We start from the raw sequence: 15,716 nt of genomic DNA on the forward strand, positions 1-15,716 counted from the left end.
AGTAATGGAACATCAGCACCAATATGATGCGAACGGCAAACAGCTGTGCTGCACACAGGAAGAAAAAATATACGTCAGAGCAGGCGCTAAAAACCTGATACAGAACGACAGCTGTTGCAGTACGGTAGATCACGCTAATGAAGAACATAGCGACGGCGATGGACATGACCATTCGCAAATGAACACTAACAATAGTGTGTTTAAAATGTTTCTGCCCGCTATTATTTCATTTGTGCTATTGTTTGCAGGTATCGCCATGGATAATTGGTTTTCACAAGCCTGGTTTAAGGATGGGATAAGGATAATCTGGTATGTCGCCGCTTATATTCCTGTTGGCCTGCCTGTGCTTAAAGAAGCCTTTGAAGGTATCCGCAAAGGTGAGGTTTTCTCGGAATTCTTTTTAATGGGCATTGCCACTATTGGAGCATTTGCTATTGGTGAATATCCCGAAGGCGTTGCCGTCATGTTGTTTTATGCTGTTGGAGAAGTTTTTCAAACAATGGCCGTTTCCAGAGCCAAAGCAAATATCAAGTCGTTACTTGATCAACGACCCGATGAAGTAACGGTTTTAAGAAACAATAAGCCGCAAATAGTGAAGGCAGAAACTGTTTCAATTGGTGAAATTCTACAGCTTAGATCTGGAGAAAAATTGGGGCTGGACGGAGAGCTGTTATCCGATACAGCATCGTTTAATACATCGGCGCTAACGGGCGAAAGCAAGCCTGATACCAAAGTAAGAGGTGAAACAGTTTTGGCGGGAATGATAAACCTCCACACGGTATCGGAGGTAAAGGTTACAACGGCATACACAGATAGTAAGTTGAGTAAAATTTTGGAACTGGTGCAGAATGCTACAGCTCAAAAGGCACCAACAGAATTATTTATCCGTAAGTTTGCAAAAATATATACACCCATTGTGGTGTTTTTGGCGGTCGCCATCTGTTTACTTCCTTTCTTCATTGTAGCCGATTATCTGTTTGTAGATTGGTTGTATCGAGCATTGGTATTCTTGGTTATTTCTTGCCCTTGTGCATTAGTTATTTCCATTCCGTTAGGTTACTTCGGTGGCATTGGCGCAGCGAGCAGAAACGGAATATTATTTAAGGGAAGTAATTTTTTAGACGCTGTTGCTGGTGTTCAGAATGTAGTTATGGATAAGACCGGAACAATGACAGAAGGTGTTTTCAAGGTACAGGATGTTGTCTTTGACCCTGCGTTCAACCAAGCTGAAATACTACAAATGATCAATGTACTGGAAAGCCATAGCACACATCCCGTAGCGACTGCTATCCATGAATATGTGGGAAAACCGAATACTGAAATCCGTTTGGAAAATACGGAGGAAATCGCTGGTCATGGACTGAAATCGACAATAAAGGGTAAAGATTTATTGGTCGGGAATTTCAAGCTGATGCATAAGTTTGGAATACCATATGACTTGGACCCCAACAGTATCGTTTATACAACTATTGCCGTTGCTTACGATCATAGATTTGTTGGTTACATCACCATTGCTGATAGTATCAAAGAGGACGCTCAGGAAACTATAAACCTACTGCATAAGCTTCATATTAAAACCACTATGCTTAGCGGAGATAAAAGTACAGTTGTAAAATATGTGGCAGAGAAACTGGGAATAGATAATGCTTTTGGTGATTTATTGCCCGAAGATAAAGTAAACAGCGTTAGGAGAATCAAAGCCAGAGGCGAAAGCGTTGCTTTTGTAGGTGACGGTGTGAATGATGCTCCTGTTGTCGCATTGAGCGACGTCGGTATTGCCATGGGCGGTTTGGGAAGCGATGCTACCATTGAAACAGCCGATGTAGTCATACAGGACGATAGGCCAAGCAAAATACCCACTGCAATCCGTATCGGGAAACAGACAAAGAAAATCGTATGGCAAAATATCGGTTTAGCTTTCGGTGTTAAAGCGATTGTACTCGTACTTGGAGCTGGGGGATTGGCGACCATGTGGGAAGCCGTATTTGCTGATGTGGGTGTGGCGTTATTAGCTATTTTAAATGCGGTAAGAATCCAGCGAATGAAGTTTTAAAGTGCCCTGATTTGATATATCTGATCCTTGTATAGCGTTATAATTTTGTAAGGGTATAGAAACTGTTATATTGGTTTTGTTTTATGCAGTCTCTTCAGAATATCCACCAACCGATTGGAATATCCGAATTCATTATCGTACCAACCTACGACCTTAACCAGCCCACCAACAATTGATGTCAGTTGGGAATCAAATACGCAAGAGTAAGGGTTGTTGATAATATCCACCGATACAATGGGGTCTTCTGTGTAGAAGAGAATATCTCTTAAGTGCGTAGAAGAAGCCGCTTTTTTGAATGTCGCATTGATTTCCTCTACGGTAGTCTCTTTAGCTAAGGTACAGGTGAAGTCGGTAAGCGATCCGTTTAGTACAGGTACACGTATTCCTGCACCTCCAAGTTTACCTTCTAAATGAGGAAAGACATTGGTGATTGCTTTGGCCGCCCCCGTGGTTGTAGGAATAATGGAAGATGAGGCTGCACGTGCTCTCCGTAGGTCGCGGTGAGGGGCGTCGTGAAGGTTCTGATCGCCCGTCATGGAATGTACTGTCGTAATGTAACCATCTTGGATATGCCAGTTCTCATCCAATATCTGCACGAGAGGAGCGACGTTATTCGTGGTACAGGATGCATTGGAAAAAATGGGCATATTCCAATCGAAAGCCTCGTCATTGATGCCGAGTACAACTGTAGGGATCTCCTTATCGGGTGAAGGTGCGGAAATGATAACTTGTTTCGCTCCAGCCTTTAGATGCATCTGTGCCTTTTCTTTTGTTGTAAACAACCCTGTAGATTCGATGACTAAATCAATACCAAGGGATTCCCAGGGTAGATTGAGCGGTGATCGCTCGCAGAATATTTTAATGGCAACGCCATTTACATAAATATAGGTATCGTCACTGCTGATTTCTCCTGGGAAGGGTCCGTGTACGGAATCGTATTTTAACAAATGTGCCAGCGTAGAAGGGTGGGTAAGGTCATTGATGGCAACCACCTGAATATCCTTTAAATCTTTTGTAACGAGGTTGCGCAGTGTATGACGCCCGATACGCCCAAAACCATTGATAGCAACTCTCATTATTTTGTATATGCAGTTATAATTTCACTGATGTTTTTGTCACCATCCCAGTGTGCTTCCAGTTGTCCGTCTTTGCTATAGACATAATTGGCAGGAAATTGCTTCGGAACATGGAATTTTTGGATGAACTCCTGATTTCTGTCATAGAGCACTTCTATGTTGGGTTTATTGACCAGTTCTTTCGCAAAGGTTTCCAGAAAAGACGCCATCAAAGCCGGATCGTTCATGGATACAAAATAAAGGTTGACCGTTTTGATTTTATCGTAGTTCTTTCCCAGAGCGGCAGCTTCTGAGCGACAATGCGAGCAGGAAGGATCGAACAAAATAAAGACGGTCTTCCGGCCTTGGGGGATATCTTCGTTTTGAAAGGATATACCGGATTTAACTTTATAAAATGTAAAAGGGGGAATAGTCGCCAAAGGCTGACCTTCTTTTAGGTCTGCATTTGTTTGTTGTGGAGCTGTTTCAGTGGTAGCATGATCCGTCTGGTGGTTATGCGTGCTGTGATCATGATTGTGATCATGGTGTTCGGCTTCGGTTGATTTGTTGTTTGTGGTGTTGCTAGTTTGATTGGAGCAGCTTGCTATTCCAAATAATAATGCGAAGGGGACAACGTAGGCTGATCGTATAATTCTATTCATCGTGTTGGATTTAGTTGTACAAAGCTATAAAAATATAAAGTCGGAAGGAAGGAGAATTCATATTATGATGCTGTTTTGATAAAAAAATAGGGACAACCCTTTTTGGCTGTCCCTATCTCTTTTATATTATGTTCGTTGGATTAAGGTGTTATGACCTTAGCCTTCGTAGCACTTGTTTCTTGTGCGATATGTTTACCGCCTCTTAAGTCGTAAACAGCAGGAGCTGCTAGTATAACAGACGAATACGTACCTACTACGATACCGATCAAGATCGCAAAGGAGAAGCCTCTGATTACCTCACCACCGAATACAAATAATACCGCAAGTACGAAGATAATTGTCAACGAGGTGATAATTGTACGACTTAAAGTCGAATTGATAGCATGGTTTACCGTATCCCCAAAGTCTTTGCTATGTGCATTTGGCTTGCCTAAGAATTCTCTCAAACGGTCAAATACAACAACTGTATCATTCACCGAATAGGCAATTACCGTCAGAATAGCCGCTACGAAATGTTGGTCGATATCGAGTGAGAATGGAACGATGCCATCAAGGATAGAGAATAAGCCCAATAAGACAATTGCATCGTGTATAGTAGCGATTGCTGCACCAGCAGAATATTGCCATTTATGGAAACGTAACAATATGTAAGCGGCGATAATTAAAATCGCAATAATACCCGACCATGTCGCTCTATCTTTGATATCGGAAGCAATAGAAGGACCTACTTTCTGAGAGGAAAGAATGTCATAAGAATTGCCTTGAATCTGTGATAAGCCGTCATTTAGTTTGTCTAATACTTCTTTGTCGGCCTCATCCGAAGTCTCATTGATATGATAGGTTGTCGTGACACGCACCTGGTTGGCATTACCGAATGTCTTCACCTCGGTCGTCGAGCTAAATGTTTCGTCCAGATTTTTACGAACTTCCTCTAAGTCTACCGGCTTTTCGTAACGTACGGTGTATGTCCGCCCCCCCTGAAAGTCAACACCTAATGTGAAACCTTTGGTGAAGATGAAAAACAGAGAAACTACGACTGCAACTGCAGATATAGCATAGAATGTTTTACGTTTTTTGATAAATTGAAAATTAGCATTTGTCAAGGTATGCTCTGACCATGGAAATGAGACCGATATTTTCATGTCTTTTTTCAGCATATATTCGAATATCAGACGTGAAATAAAGATAGAAGTAAACAGGGATGTGATAATACCAATCATCAATGTTGTCGCAAATCCGAGAATAGGACCAGATCCAAAGAAGAACAATACCGCACCGACAAGGAATGTCGTGATCTGCGAATCCAGAATGGACGGCATGGCATGCTTGTAACCGTCTGCAATAGCTTGACGGGTACCCTTTCCAAGCCGTAGTTCCTCCCGGATACGTTCATAGATCAATACGTTGGCATCCACGGCTGTACCCATCGTCAGTACGATACCGGCTATACCCGGTAAGGTTAGTACAGCATTGAGGGAAGCTAGAATGCCCATCAAGAAGAAAACATTGAAAAGTACAGCAATGTTGGCAGCAATACCTGCACGGTTATAATAGGCCACCATGAAAATCATGACAACGATGATACCGATAACCGAAGAGTTAACCCCTGCGTCGATTGCTGCTTGTCCCAATGATGGTCCAACAATAGCCTCTTCAACAATTTTTGCTGTTGTCGGAAGACGACCTGCCTTTAATACATTTGCCAAATCTTTGGTGTCTTCAATCTCAAAATTTCCAGATATCGAAGATGAACCGTTAGCAATTTCGTTTTGCACATTTGGAGCAGAATAAACTACACCGTCCAATATAATGGCTATAGCTTCTTTGTTTGGTGCTGCTTTAGCTGTTATCTTACGCCATTCACGTGCACCGTAAGAGTTCATGGACATACTCACCACAGGTGAGTTTGTTTGTGGGTCAAAGTCGTCTCTAGCATCTGTAACCACATCACCTGCCAATACCGCGCCTGTCTCACCACCTACTGTACGAATAGCATAGAGCGTTAAGAACTCGGGGCTACGCTTTTCGGGTTTCACTGCCCATAATAATCTTAAATTCGCTGGAAGAAGCGATTTCACTTCAGGGCGGGCAAGATATGCATTCACTTTTGCTGTATCGCGAAGATTAGCAATTCCTACCTGTGGGCCCGGTGCAAGTTGCTGTTGACCATTTTCTGCTTGATAGACTGAAGGCATCAACACACTAAATAGTGGATTCTGCGCTTCCATGTTGACAGCCGTTGCAGAAGTATCTGTGGATGCGCTATTGTTAGCGCCAAGATTGGCTAATAAGTTATCCTCGTTTTGGCTGCTGTCTGCGGCCGTCGTCTCTGTATTTGCTACTGGGGCTTCTACACTTTTCAATGTACTTGCCAGCGTGCTGTTGATGTTCTCTAAAATAGGATAGACATCGAAGTTGCTGTACGTCTCATAAAATTCGAGCTTCGCAGAACCTTGCAATAGTTTACGAACACGATTCTCATCATTTACACCCGGTAATTCAATCAAAATACGGTTTGTACCTTGCTGTATCTGGATATTCGGAGAGGCTACGCCAAACTTATCGATCCGTGTGCGCAATACTTTGAATGAATTTTGAATGGCATTGTCCGCTTCTTTTTGAAGGAAATTCTTGACATCTGCGTCCGAACTGTTTGCGTTGATAAGGTCAGCGTTATCTTTTGTGGCAAAGAAAGAAGCTAATGAACTCGCAGAACCGGAGGTTTTGAACTCATCAATGAATATATCGACTATCGATTTATTACTCGATTTGCTCTTTTGAATCGCAGTGTTTAATGCGGTGTTGAATTTTTCGTCTTTGGTGTTGTTCGCTAGGTTTCGAATGAGTTCATCCAACGAAATTTCCATGGTGACGTTCATACCACCTTTAAGGTCTAGTCCCAACGGAAGCTCTAATGCCTTACATTCTCTATAGGTATATTTTGCTATCCCCAGATTGTAGACAACTTCACCCGAAATAGAATCCAAATACGCTTTTTCTTTGGCGAGGTCGCCACCGGCATGTGTTGCCGCATCTTTCTCCACCTTACGTGTTACAAAAGTGAACGATAGGGAATAGAGACATGCCAATGTCACTACCGCTACCAAAAATTTAATCAGACCTTTACTCTGCATGTTCTGTGTTCGTCTATTAGTTTGATATAGTTTACGTTTTTTACATGATTTTCGATGGATAAAAAATAGCCCACCAAGAACCGCAAAGGTATAAAAATTTTGATTAAAGAAAACAATATATCAATATTGTTGATAAAAAAGTTCACGTGGTGTAAATGAAAAAACCCATCAGCTTTTTAAGTTGACAGGTTTTAACAAATGTCGTGTAATTTCTAAAACTTAGCGCCCAAAGTTAGGGCAACGTTCGTCCTTCTATGGTCAATATTTGCTACGGGGCTATCCAGATCCCAGAACTCTTCATCCAGAAGATATGCAGCTTCTTTGTAGGAATTGAACTGATGATTTACAGCCATGTCCAGATAAACGGAATTCGTGAGCTTGATACCAAGGCCCAAACTACCGCTGAGATTTTTGTCATCTGCATCTTTGTAGGGATTTCCGTAATAATTAAAACCGGCACGACCACTTAATACGTTGTTGATAAGGTATTCACCACCGACCCTAAAATTGATAGCGGATTGATATACCTCTTTTATGTTATTATTGATGTCGTCGAACGTGCCATTTATATAATAATCGCCGGAGAGGTCGCTGTATCGCATCGTACTATAATCTAAGAATTCGACGTCAGCCGCTAATAAACCACGGTTGAAAAACTTAGAAATACCTAATGCAAACTTCCATGGGGAAGTTAAAAGGTAATCATTAGTGCTGTCGTAGTAGTCCGAGGCATATTGCATATCGTCGGGAAAAGGATTGTCTGATGATTCATCCTCATAATAATTGATGTCGGTATAGGCACGTGTGTCTTCCTTGATGGTGGTCCAGGTAGGTGTATTAATGGTCAGACCGATATTCCAGTCCACCGCCGGCTTATAGATCATGCCGAGCTTAATATCAACGCCGGATCCTTCAGTCACTTGGGAGAAGTTGTCGAATAACTCGTAACTTGCATTTAAAAAATCATGTTCGACATTTGCCGGATTTAGGAAGTCGGACGTCGGATTATCTACCGCTACTTCGGCTGCATTTTTTGTCCATCCGTTTTCAATAAATTGTGTCTGACGGTCATATTTAAAAGAAGTAATCCCTAAAGTGGCTCCGATATAAAATTTGTTGTTGTAATTTGCACCGAAGGCAACAGCCGTCTTGGCACGATTGCCACGGACACTTTGTTCGTTGAACTGCATCTTATCACCGTTCTCTACCGCTATCGGAAAATAACCATCGTCCGGATTACTGAATTGGTCCACAATAAAGGAATTGTAGAAATCTTCACTAAACCCTTCATCAGTAGCCATGATATCGGTCAACGCGTGAACCATCGTACTATTCGTATTATTTCCTTCATAATTTCGGGAATTATTGAAATTTTGGGTTTTGTTGTAGCTTAAACCAATGTTGAAATTTTGCCAGCCCGAATTGCTTCGTGTAGGAAAATGAAAGACAGCACCAACCTGGTCTACACCGAAATTTCCCTTTTTGCTCGCCGTATTTGTCCCTAAATAGTCAATACTGTTGCTGTTTTGCAGATAATTGAACGTGATCGAAATATCGGATCTACCAAAAAAGCCTAATCCTGCGGGATTACCGTTGAGCGAACTGATATCTCCACCCAATGCTGTTTGGGCATTGCCCAACCCCTTAACTCGTGCTGAAGCTCCGGGTTCCTCTCGTGAAAAAATTAAAGCGTCATCTATCGTTTGGCCGTGGGCATCTATAAAAAATATAAATAAGGACAGACATAAGAAGGGGATGCTATGTGTAAGCTTCATGGATGTATATTAAATATAAGTGTTAAAAAGCCAATAAATTTATCTTCTTGAAGAGCCCGATGATCTGGAGCTTCCGCCGCCCGACGAGCGTGAAGAAGAGCCACCGCTAGACATCGATGATCCGGACGATCTGGAACTGCTTCCTCTGCCGTAGCTTGAAGGAGGTGTACTCCTTGAAGATGGCGGAGGTGTCGAACGTCTCGTTTCTGAGCTCGAAGGACGGCTCGGCGTTGTGGTCCGGGTCGGTTGTTCGGTCGCTCTGGATGTCCGCGAGGTTCCTGTACGTCGGGTATTGGTGGAGGGTGCTGTACCGACACGACTGCGTGTGTCTGACGTGCGGGATGTGCCCACTCGGCTCGTTCTCGTTCCAGTGCTGCTACGGGTGGTTGTACCCACACGTGATCCTGTAACTATCCGTCCGCTTGCATCACGGCTAACTCCTGTACGTGTCGATGTGCGTACAGTGCCAGCAGCAGACGTACGACGGGTCGTCGTACCCACACGTCTGTTGAAACGGTCTCTCGTTTCAGAACGTACGGAAGATCCGGTTGGTCGTATCGCATAACGATTTCCGGAATACGGATAATAGCTTCCTCGACCGTAACCGTATCCATAATACGGGTGACCCCAAGCGCTATAATAAGAGTTATATCCCCAATAGTTGCCATAGCCATAGTGCGGGTATCCGCCCCATCCATAACTGTAATAAGGGTATCCACCCCATCCGTAGCCGTACCAAGGGCTGCCCCAGCCAAATCCTAACGACCAACTCGAGCCCCAGCCCCAATTGGACCAACCTAAACCAAAGCCACCATACCCATACCAAGGGTCGAACCAAGGATCATAATAGCCCATACCGGCAGTAGGATAATAGAAGCGGTTGATACGATTGGCGTATTCCAACTCTGAATATTCATCTTCATAGTATTCCTGATCGCTATATTCGTCCGTATAATATTGGTTGGTTGCATTGGCAGAGACGTTGTCCTGTCCATCCGAATAGTAATAGTCCGGACTTTGGTAGTCTGCTGCAGGACGATTTGCAGCCTGATTATTGTACATATCATCTTTGTAAGCAATTTGCCTGCTCGTTGAACATGCGTTCAAGGCTAAAGCAAGTATAATTGCAAAACTTCCGATGAATAATTTGTTCGTTTTCATGATATCTTGATCTAAAGTATATATAGAATACAGTCTTATTTATTATCTTAGACGCGAAATTTACGAAAGGTTTAAACCTTGTTAACAAAAATAGAAATATTTTTCTTCTTGAAGAGAGTAACACAATTTAATTCAGTTTTAGCATAATGAGCAAAGGAATAGCAAGTCGAAGTGAGGATTATTCGCAATGGTATAATGATTTGGTGATTAAAGCCGATCTGGCTGAATATTCAGCCGTGCGGGGATGTATGGTGATTAAGCCATATGGGTATGGTATCTGGGAAAGAATGCAGGCTATTCTTGATAAACGGTTTAAGGAAACAGGGCACAGCAATGCCTACTTTCCTTTATTCATACCGAAATCTTTTTTTTCTAAAGAAGCATCCCATGTGGAGGGTTTTGCCACGGAGTGTGCTGTGGTTACCCATTATCGCTTAAAAAATGATGGAAACGGACAGATTGTTGTCGATGAGGAAGCTAAGTTGGAGGAAGAACTGATCGTTAGACCTACGTCTGAAACGATTATTTGGAATACTTACCGGGGGTGGATTGAATCGTACCGCGACCTGCCTATTCTTGTGAACCAGTGGGCCAATGTGGTGCGTTGGGAGATGCGTACACGGTTGTTTTTACGTACGGCTGAATTCTTATGGCAGGAGGGACATACCGCTCACGCGACTAAGGAGGAAGCGATCGCCGAGACGGAGCAAATGCTCGACGTATATGCTGATTTTGCGGAAAATATATTGGCACTACCCGTGGTGCGTGGACGTAAAACGGAGAACGAGCGCTTTGCGGGCGCATTAGAAACGTATTGTATTGAAGCACTGATGCAGGATGGGAAGGCCCTACAGGCGGGAACATCTCATTTTCTTGGACAGAATTTTGCAAAAGCATTTGATGTGAAATTTACCTCCAAAGAAGGCAAACAGGAGTACGTGTGGGCTACCTCTTGGGGTGTCTCGACGAGATTAATGGGAGCGCTGATTATGGCGCACTCCGATGACCAAGGGCTTGTTCTCCCCCCGAAACTTGCTCCTATACAGGTGGTGATTGTTCCGATTTATCGCACAGAAGAGGAAAAGGCACAGGTGGATCGGTTTGTGGACAACTTAACTGCTGAACTGAAGGCAAAAAATGTGTCGGTGAAATACGACGATCGGGATACACAACGTCCTGGTTTTAAATTTGCCGAATGGGAATTGAAAGGTGTGCCATTACGGGTGGCTGTTGGTGCACGTGATATGCAGAATGGCACCGTGGAGTTGGCCCGTCGGGATACGCAAACTAAAGAAACGGTTGCCCAAGAAGGCTTGGCCGATCGGATTGAAAATCTGCTGGAAGAAATCCAACAGCATATTTACCAAAAAGCATGGTCATTCCGGGAGGAACATACGACGGAAGTCAATTCATACGAGGAGTTTAAAGAAGTGTTAGAGACCAAAGGGGGATTTATTTCCTGCCATTGGGATGGTACAGTTGAAACGGAGAAGCGGGTGAAAGATGAAACCAAGGCTACCATCCGTTGTATTCCTTTGGATGCGAAGGAAGAGGATGGAATCTGTATTTTTACCGGCAAGCCTTCGACACAACGGGTGTTATTCGCGAAAGCGTATTAAGGGCTATAGGCTTTAGGTCATAGGCTTTAAGCTTTGGGGTTAACAAAAATGAAAATATTGATATTAGGGTGTGGTTGGGTAGGAGAGGCCTTTGCAGCGTATATGCTGCGTACCGGTGCGGAATTGTGGGTGACGACCACGAACGATGATAAAGCGAGAAGATTGGAACAACTGGGCCTTCGCACGGCGGTGATCGATTTTGATACTTTCGCGGATATCCGGTTGTTGCCATCCTCCTTTGATTATATATTAACAAGTGTCCCGGCAGCTTCCAAACATCAACCTCAGGTACTTTCTGAACGCTTTGACCGGGTAAAAGCATTCATTGGTCAATTCGATTATAAAGGTCATATTTTTTTAAGCTCGGTCGGGATTTATCCCGATCGGGATGGTACCTTTGATGAAACCCATACATCTGATCTGAATGACCGTTTGCGCAGTGCAGAAGAGCGTATGCTATCTTTGCCGCGTACTGCTGTCTATCGTTTGGGCGGGCTATTTGGTAAGAATCGGATTTTTGCCAAATACTTTGCCGATAAGGTCTGTACAACAGGCGATCAGGTGGCTAACTTTGTACATGTGGAGGACGTCGTGCAGTTGATTGTGGAAGGATTTCAGCAGGGGCTGTCCGATGGTGTGTACAATATTGTATGTCCTGATCATCCTTCAAAACGGCATGTTATTGAGGCTTCCGCCCGGAAATATGGTTATAAGCTGCCTCTTGCGTTTGCGCCGGAGCACATTTTTCATAAGATAGTGCTTTCTGATAAGATCATCCGGGCGACCGGATATACTTTTAAGTATGCTTCTCCGGTGGATTTTTGATCCGTTTTAACTTCTTGCTATGTCGAATATTGATTTAAAGGAATTTTTAGATAATAAAGTAAAGCAATATAATTGTGCCGATTTTATTGAAAAGGATCCGATTCGTATTCCACACCGGTTCACCCACCCGGCAGATGTAGAGATTATGGGGTTTATGGCATCGATATTGGCTTGGGGGCAACGTAAAACGATCATCAATAAATGCACGGAGCTGATCACGCGGATGGATGGTACTCCTTTTGATTTTATCAAAAATCATCAGAATAAGGATCTGAAACAGCTGCTGGGATTTAAGCACCGTACATTCAATGATACCGACTTGCTCTATTTTGTTGCTTTTTTTAGATACCATTATGAAAGGTTCTCCTCGTTGGAGGATGCTTTTTTAATAGGACAGGAGCAGCGAGAGATGGTTGACGTCGAAATGGCACTCAATAATTTCAAGGCTTATTTCTTTTCGCTGCCTGATTTTCCTTGGCGCACCAGAAAACATGTAAGTTCTCCCGTGCAGAGGTCGTCCTGTAAGCGCTTGAATATGTTTTTTCGCTGGATGGTCCGACGGGACAATACTGGTGTCGATTTTGGTATTTGGCAACGAATAAATCCCAGTCAATTGATATGTCCATGTGACGTACATGTGGAGCGGGTTGCCCGGAAACTGGGTTTGATAACTTCGGAACGGGTAAATTGGCAAACAGCTGTGGAGCTGACCGAAAACCTTAAAAAACTGGATCCTGACGATCCAGTTAAATATGATTTTGCCTTGTTTGGCTTAGGTGTAGAGGGTGAAATGTAATTGTGTTATTTCTTTACCACTTCAGTGTTTACCGTAATCTTTATTTCAGGGGCAACGGCAAATACCCCGGTAGGGAGCTTATCCGCATAGTTGATGTTGTAATCAAAACGGTTGATGGTGGTCGTTGCGGTGAATCCCGCACGGGTTCCGCCCCATGGATCAATAATGATACCGTTGTTTTGAACCACATCGAATGTTACTTTTTTCGTTACATCGCGGATCGTTAGATCACCAGTAAGGACAAACTTTCCTTGTGCACCTTTTGTCAATACAGCATTGGTCAACGTCATTTTGGGGAATTTCTCCACATTGAAGAAGTCATCGCTTCGCAAGTGGTTATCCCGCATTTCGACACGGGTGTCGATACTGTTGACGTCGATGGAGAACGCTACTTTAGCGTTATCAAAGTTATTGTCCGATGCCGTCTCTGCCGAACCTTCTAGTTTGGTGAACTCCCCGTCAACAAAAGCAATACCTAAATGTTTTACTTCGAAGCGGGCATTGGTATGCGCCGGGTCTACGGCCCATTTGACTTGTGCCAACGATAACTGTATCGTTAAAACTGATGCTAATAATACACTAAAAATTGTTTTCATATCTTTCTTTTTTGATTGTCTGGTACAAAATTGGTCCTATTTTTCTATCTCTCTCTTAATCTACCTTAAGAAATGCCTGAAAATGCTTTTTGTTTGTCACTGCTATGTCAGGTTATAGGAGCGGCATGGTGTTTGAATGGAAAAAAGGTAAATTCGACCATACATGGATTCAAAAAATAAATCGGCTGAAACGTCCTATCTTCCCGTCCCTTGGGAGTACCGGGAAGTGATAGAAGAGGAAATCAACAAAAAGAGTACGGGCAAAATATTCTTTTTTGATAGGGATGGTCAGGTGGCTGAGGCAAAAGGGAGTGTGGTAAGGATGACCGAAGAAAAAGGGAGCGGAGAATTTATTGTACTAGACGACGGTACTAAAATAAGAATAGACCGAATCATCACTTTATTTGGTAAGGTCGGCGCGGCCTATGAGGAATACGACTCCTACGGTAGTTCATGCATGGACTGTACCGGGGGGTATGATATCGATGAGCTTTAATGTAATTTCGATATTTATTGAACTTATCACCTTTGTTAAACGTTCATAAGGAAGAGATGTATTATATATATTATGAACTTACAAAGCAAATTAAAGATAAAAAATGAAAACTTACAGCAAGAGCTATTCAGAATGTTGGCGTTGTATGCAGGACAGTGGTTGCTCCGATCGGGAAGAAGTAAAGGAGGGAAGCCTTGGCGCTTTGTGTCCGGTGGGGTACTGTTGTATATCGGGGCCACAGGCAAAATACCATTCATACCTTGGCTACAGCGTATAAACAAAAACCACGGACAGTTTAATTGCAAATATGAAATAGTCGTCCAACAGCCTCCGGCAATAGTATTTTCCTACTTTAGGGATTTTAGAAATCTAAAAAAGCATATTCCATGTTTAAAGAGCGCAAAACCGTTGGATATTGAAAAAACACATTGGGAATTGACGATAGAAATTATGGGCAAATCATGTCCGTTTGAATTGTTTGTCGTCAAAGAAAGAATAAATGAATTTTTGGGATGGTCGGCTAATGAAGATGCGTTTCTCTACCACACTGGCCGAATTGAACTCAGAGAGGGTGTAATACCTAATATCACCGTATTGGATCTGGTTTTCAGTTATACACCCCCAGGAGGTAATATAGGACGTTTCTTAACCAGCCCCTTTCAACCTTTAGTTCGATCGAAATTGCGTCTATTTCTGGATAAACTTAGGAAGGAGATAGAAGAAGAAATCTATTTGTCTTAAACATTAGATAAACTGCCGAAGAGGTTTTATACGCATTTCGACGATGGCTATTCTTCTGTCCTGTTCGAGTGTAAAATGTATGGCATGCGCGATGTCTTCTGCTTTGAGCATTTCCCGTTTCTCCTCTAATTCTCGTTGTTCTTCAGGCGAAGGATCTTGCATATCCGTACCTACCGCACCGGGCTCAATAAGAGAGACACGGATATTGTGTGGGTTGACCTCTTTACGAAAAGCTTCTGTAAAACCCTGTATGCCCGATTTGGAGGCTACATAGCCCGAACTTTTGCCTTCCCGTGTCTCAGCACTCATAGAACCGATATTGATAATATCGCCTTCTATACTCGCTTTGATCATCTGATCGGCAAAAAAACCGGATAGCAACAAATATGCTTCGAGATTGGTATGGAGCATGTATGTTAAATTATCGGGATCGGACCCACATACACCATCAAAGGCCAGCCCTGCATTATTAATGAGTATATGAAAAGGACCATGGCTGGCCCAAAGTTCGGGCAAAATTCTTTCTAAGGCTGTGTGATCGGACAGATCCTGCAACAAAGACGCTATACGATCTTTAACCCCACGCCGTTGGGCGTCATCAAGAAAATCTTTCAGTTTTTCAGCGTCACGGCCAATGATAAATACCTGATATCCTTTTTCAGCCAATAGAAGGGCTGTGGCTCTTCCGATTCCTGCAGTTCCACCGGTTAGGAATACTTTTTTTTCATTCTGTTGTTCCATTTCTTCGATTTTATAGGAGCTTATAACCTTCGCTCTACTAAGAACAGTTCTTCCGCTATATG

The 15,716-nt window shown here is 43.0% G+C and carries 13 protein-coding genes; 6 read left to right on the top strand and 7 right to left on the bottom strand.

Translation table 11 applies throughout. The features are described 5' to 3' along the window. The first annotated feature begins 4 nt into the window (after positions 1-4). Positions 5-2,053, top strand: coding sequence for a heavy metal translocating P-type ATPase (locus G5B30_RS07385; protein WP_165319331.1), 2,049 nt, complete (start codon positions 5-7; stop codon positions 2,051-2,053). A gap of 65 nt (positions 2,054-2,118) precedes the next feature. Here G5B30_RS07385 and gap read toward each other — a convergent pair whose 3' ends face one another. From gap to G5B30_RS07410, 5 genes are all read right to left on the bottom strand, one after another. Further along, the gene (gap, locus tag G5B30_RS07390) at positions 2,119-3,129 is read right to left on the bottom strand and encodes a type I glyceraldehyde-3-phosphate dehydrogenase (RefSeq protein WP_206367045.1); all 1,011 of its coding nucleotides are present in this window, start codon (positions 3,127-3,129) and stop codon (positions 2,119-2,121) included. Beyond that, on the bottom strand, positions 3,129-3,770 hold the full coding sequence (locus G5B30_RS07395) for a peroxiredoxin family protein (protein WP_165319332.1): 642 nt from the start codon (positions 3,768-3,770) through the stop codon (positions 3,129-3,131). Before G5B30_RS07395 ends, gap begins: the two co-directional genes overlap by 1 nt. Positions 3,771-3,910: 140 nt before the next feature. Continuing rightward, positions 3,911-6,904 carry a protein translocase subunit SecDF gene (gene secDF / locus G5B30_RS07400; RefSeq protein WP_165319333.1) on the bottom strand — a complete coding sequence of 998 codons (2,994 nt, stop codon included), beginning with the start codon at positions 6,902-6,904 and terminating at the stop codon, positions 3,911-3,913. Between the two features lie 212 nt (positions 6,905-7,116). After that, entirely contained in the window at positions 7,117-8,679 is a 1,563-nt protein-coding gene (locus tag G5B30_RS07405; RefSeq protein WP_165319334.1) for an OmpP1/FadL family transporter, read from the bottom strand. A gap of 39 nt (positions 8,680-8,718) precedes the next feature. Continuing rightward, on the bottom strand, positions 8,719-9,840 hold the full coding sequence (locus G5B30_RS07410; protein WP_165319335.1) for a hypothetical protein: 1,122 nt from the start codon (positions 9,838-9,840) through the stop codon (positions 8,719-8,721). A gap of 146 nt (positions 9,841-9,986) precedes the next feature. Between G5B30_RS07410 and proS the strand changes: the two genes are divergently transcribed. Genes proS through G5B30_RS07425 form a run of 3 tightly spaced genes read left to right on the top strand, consistent with a single transcriptional unit; the run spans position 9,987 to position 13,080 of the window. Continuing rightward, on the top strand, positions 9,987-11,459 hold the full coding sequence (gene proS, locus G5B30_RS07415; RefSeq protein WP_165319336.1) for a proline--tRNA ligase: 1,473 nt from the start codon (positions 9,987-9,989) through the stop codon (positions 11,457-11,459). A gap of 48 nt (positions 11,460-11,507) precedes the next feature. Continuing rightward, on the top strand, positions 11,508-12,284 hold the full coding sequence (locus G5B30_RS07420; RefSeq protein WP_165319337.1) for a GDP-L-fucose synthase: 777 nt from the start codon (positions 11,508-11,510) through the stop codon (positions 12,282-12,284). Between the two features lie 19 nt (positions 12,285-12,303). Next, entirely contained in the window at positions 12,304-13,080 is a 777-nt protein-coding gene (locus G5B30_RS07425) for a TIGR02757 family protein (protein WP_165319338.1), read from the top strand. A gap of 5 nt (positions 13,081-13,085) precedes the next feature. Here G5B30_RS07425 and G5B30_RS07430 read toward each other — a convergent pair whose 3' ends face one another. Further along, positions 13,086-13,676, bottom strand: coding sequence for a YceI family protein (locus tag G5B30_RS07430; RefSeq protein ID WP_165319339.1), 591 nt, complete (start codon positions 13,674-13,676; stop codon positions 13,086-13,088). 163 nt (positions 13,677-13,839) lie between these two features. Here G5B30_RS07430 and G5B30_RS07435 point away from each other — a divergent pair, with 163 nt between their 5' ends. Together G5B30_RS07435 and G5B30_RS07440 are read left to right on the top strand one after the other, a co-directional pair. Then, entirely contained in the window at positions 13,840-14,172 is a 333-nt protein-coding gene (locus G5B30_RS07435; protein ID WP_165319340.1) for a hypothetical protein, read from the top strand. Positions 14,173-14,244: 72 nt separating this feature from the next. Further along, a complete protein-coding gene (locus tag G5B30_RS07440) occupies positions 14,245-14,913 on the top strand; it encodes a hypothetical protein (protein WP_165319341.1) in 669 nt (222 codons plus the stop codon). Positions 14,914-14,916: 3 nt separating this feature from the next. On the opposite strand, the gene G5B30_RS07445 is transcribed toward G5B30_RS07440, so the two are convergent. After that, positions 14,917-15,654 carry an SDR family oxidoreductase gene (locus tag G5B30_RS07445; protein WP_165319342.1) on the bottom strand — a complete coding sequence of 246 codons (738 nt, stop codon included), beginning with the start codon at positions 15,652-15,654 and terminating at the stop codon, positions 14,917-14,919. Positions 15,655-15,716 lie beyond the last annotated feature (62 nt).

Source organism: Sphingobacterium sp. SGG-5 (assembly GCF_011043525.1).
Taxonomy (GTDB): Bacteria; Bacteroidota; Bacteroidia; order Sphingobacteriales; family Sphingobacteriaceae; genus Sphingobacterium.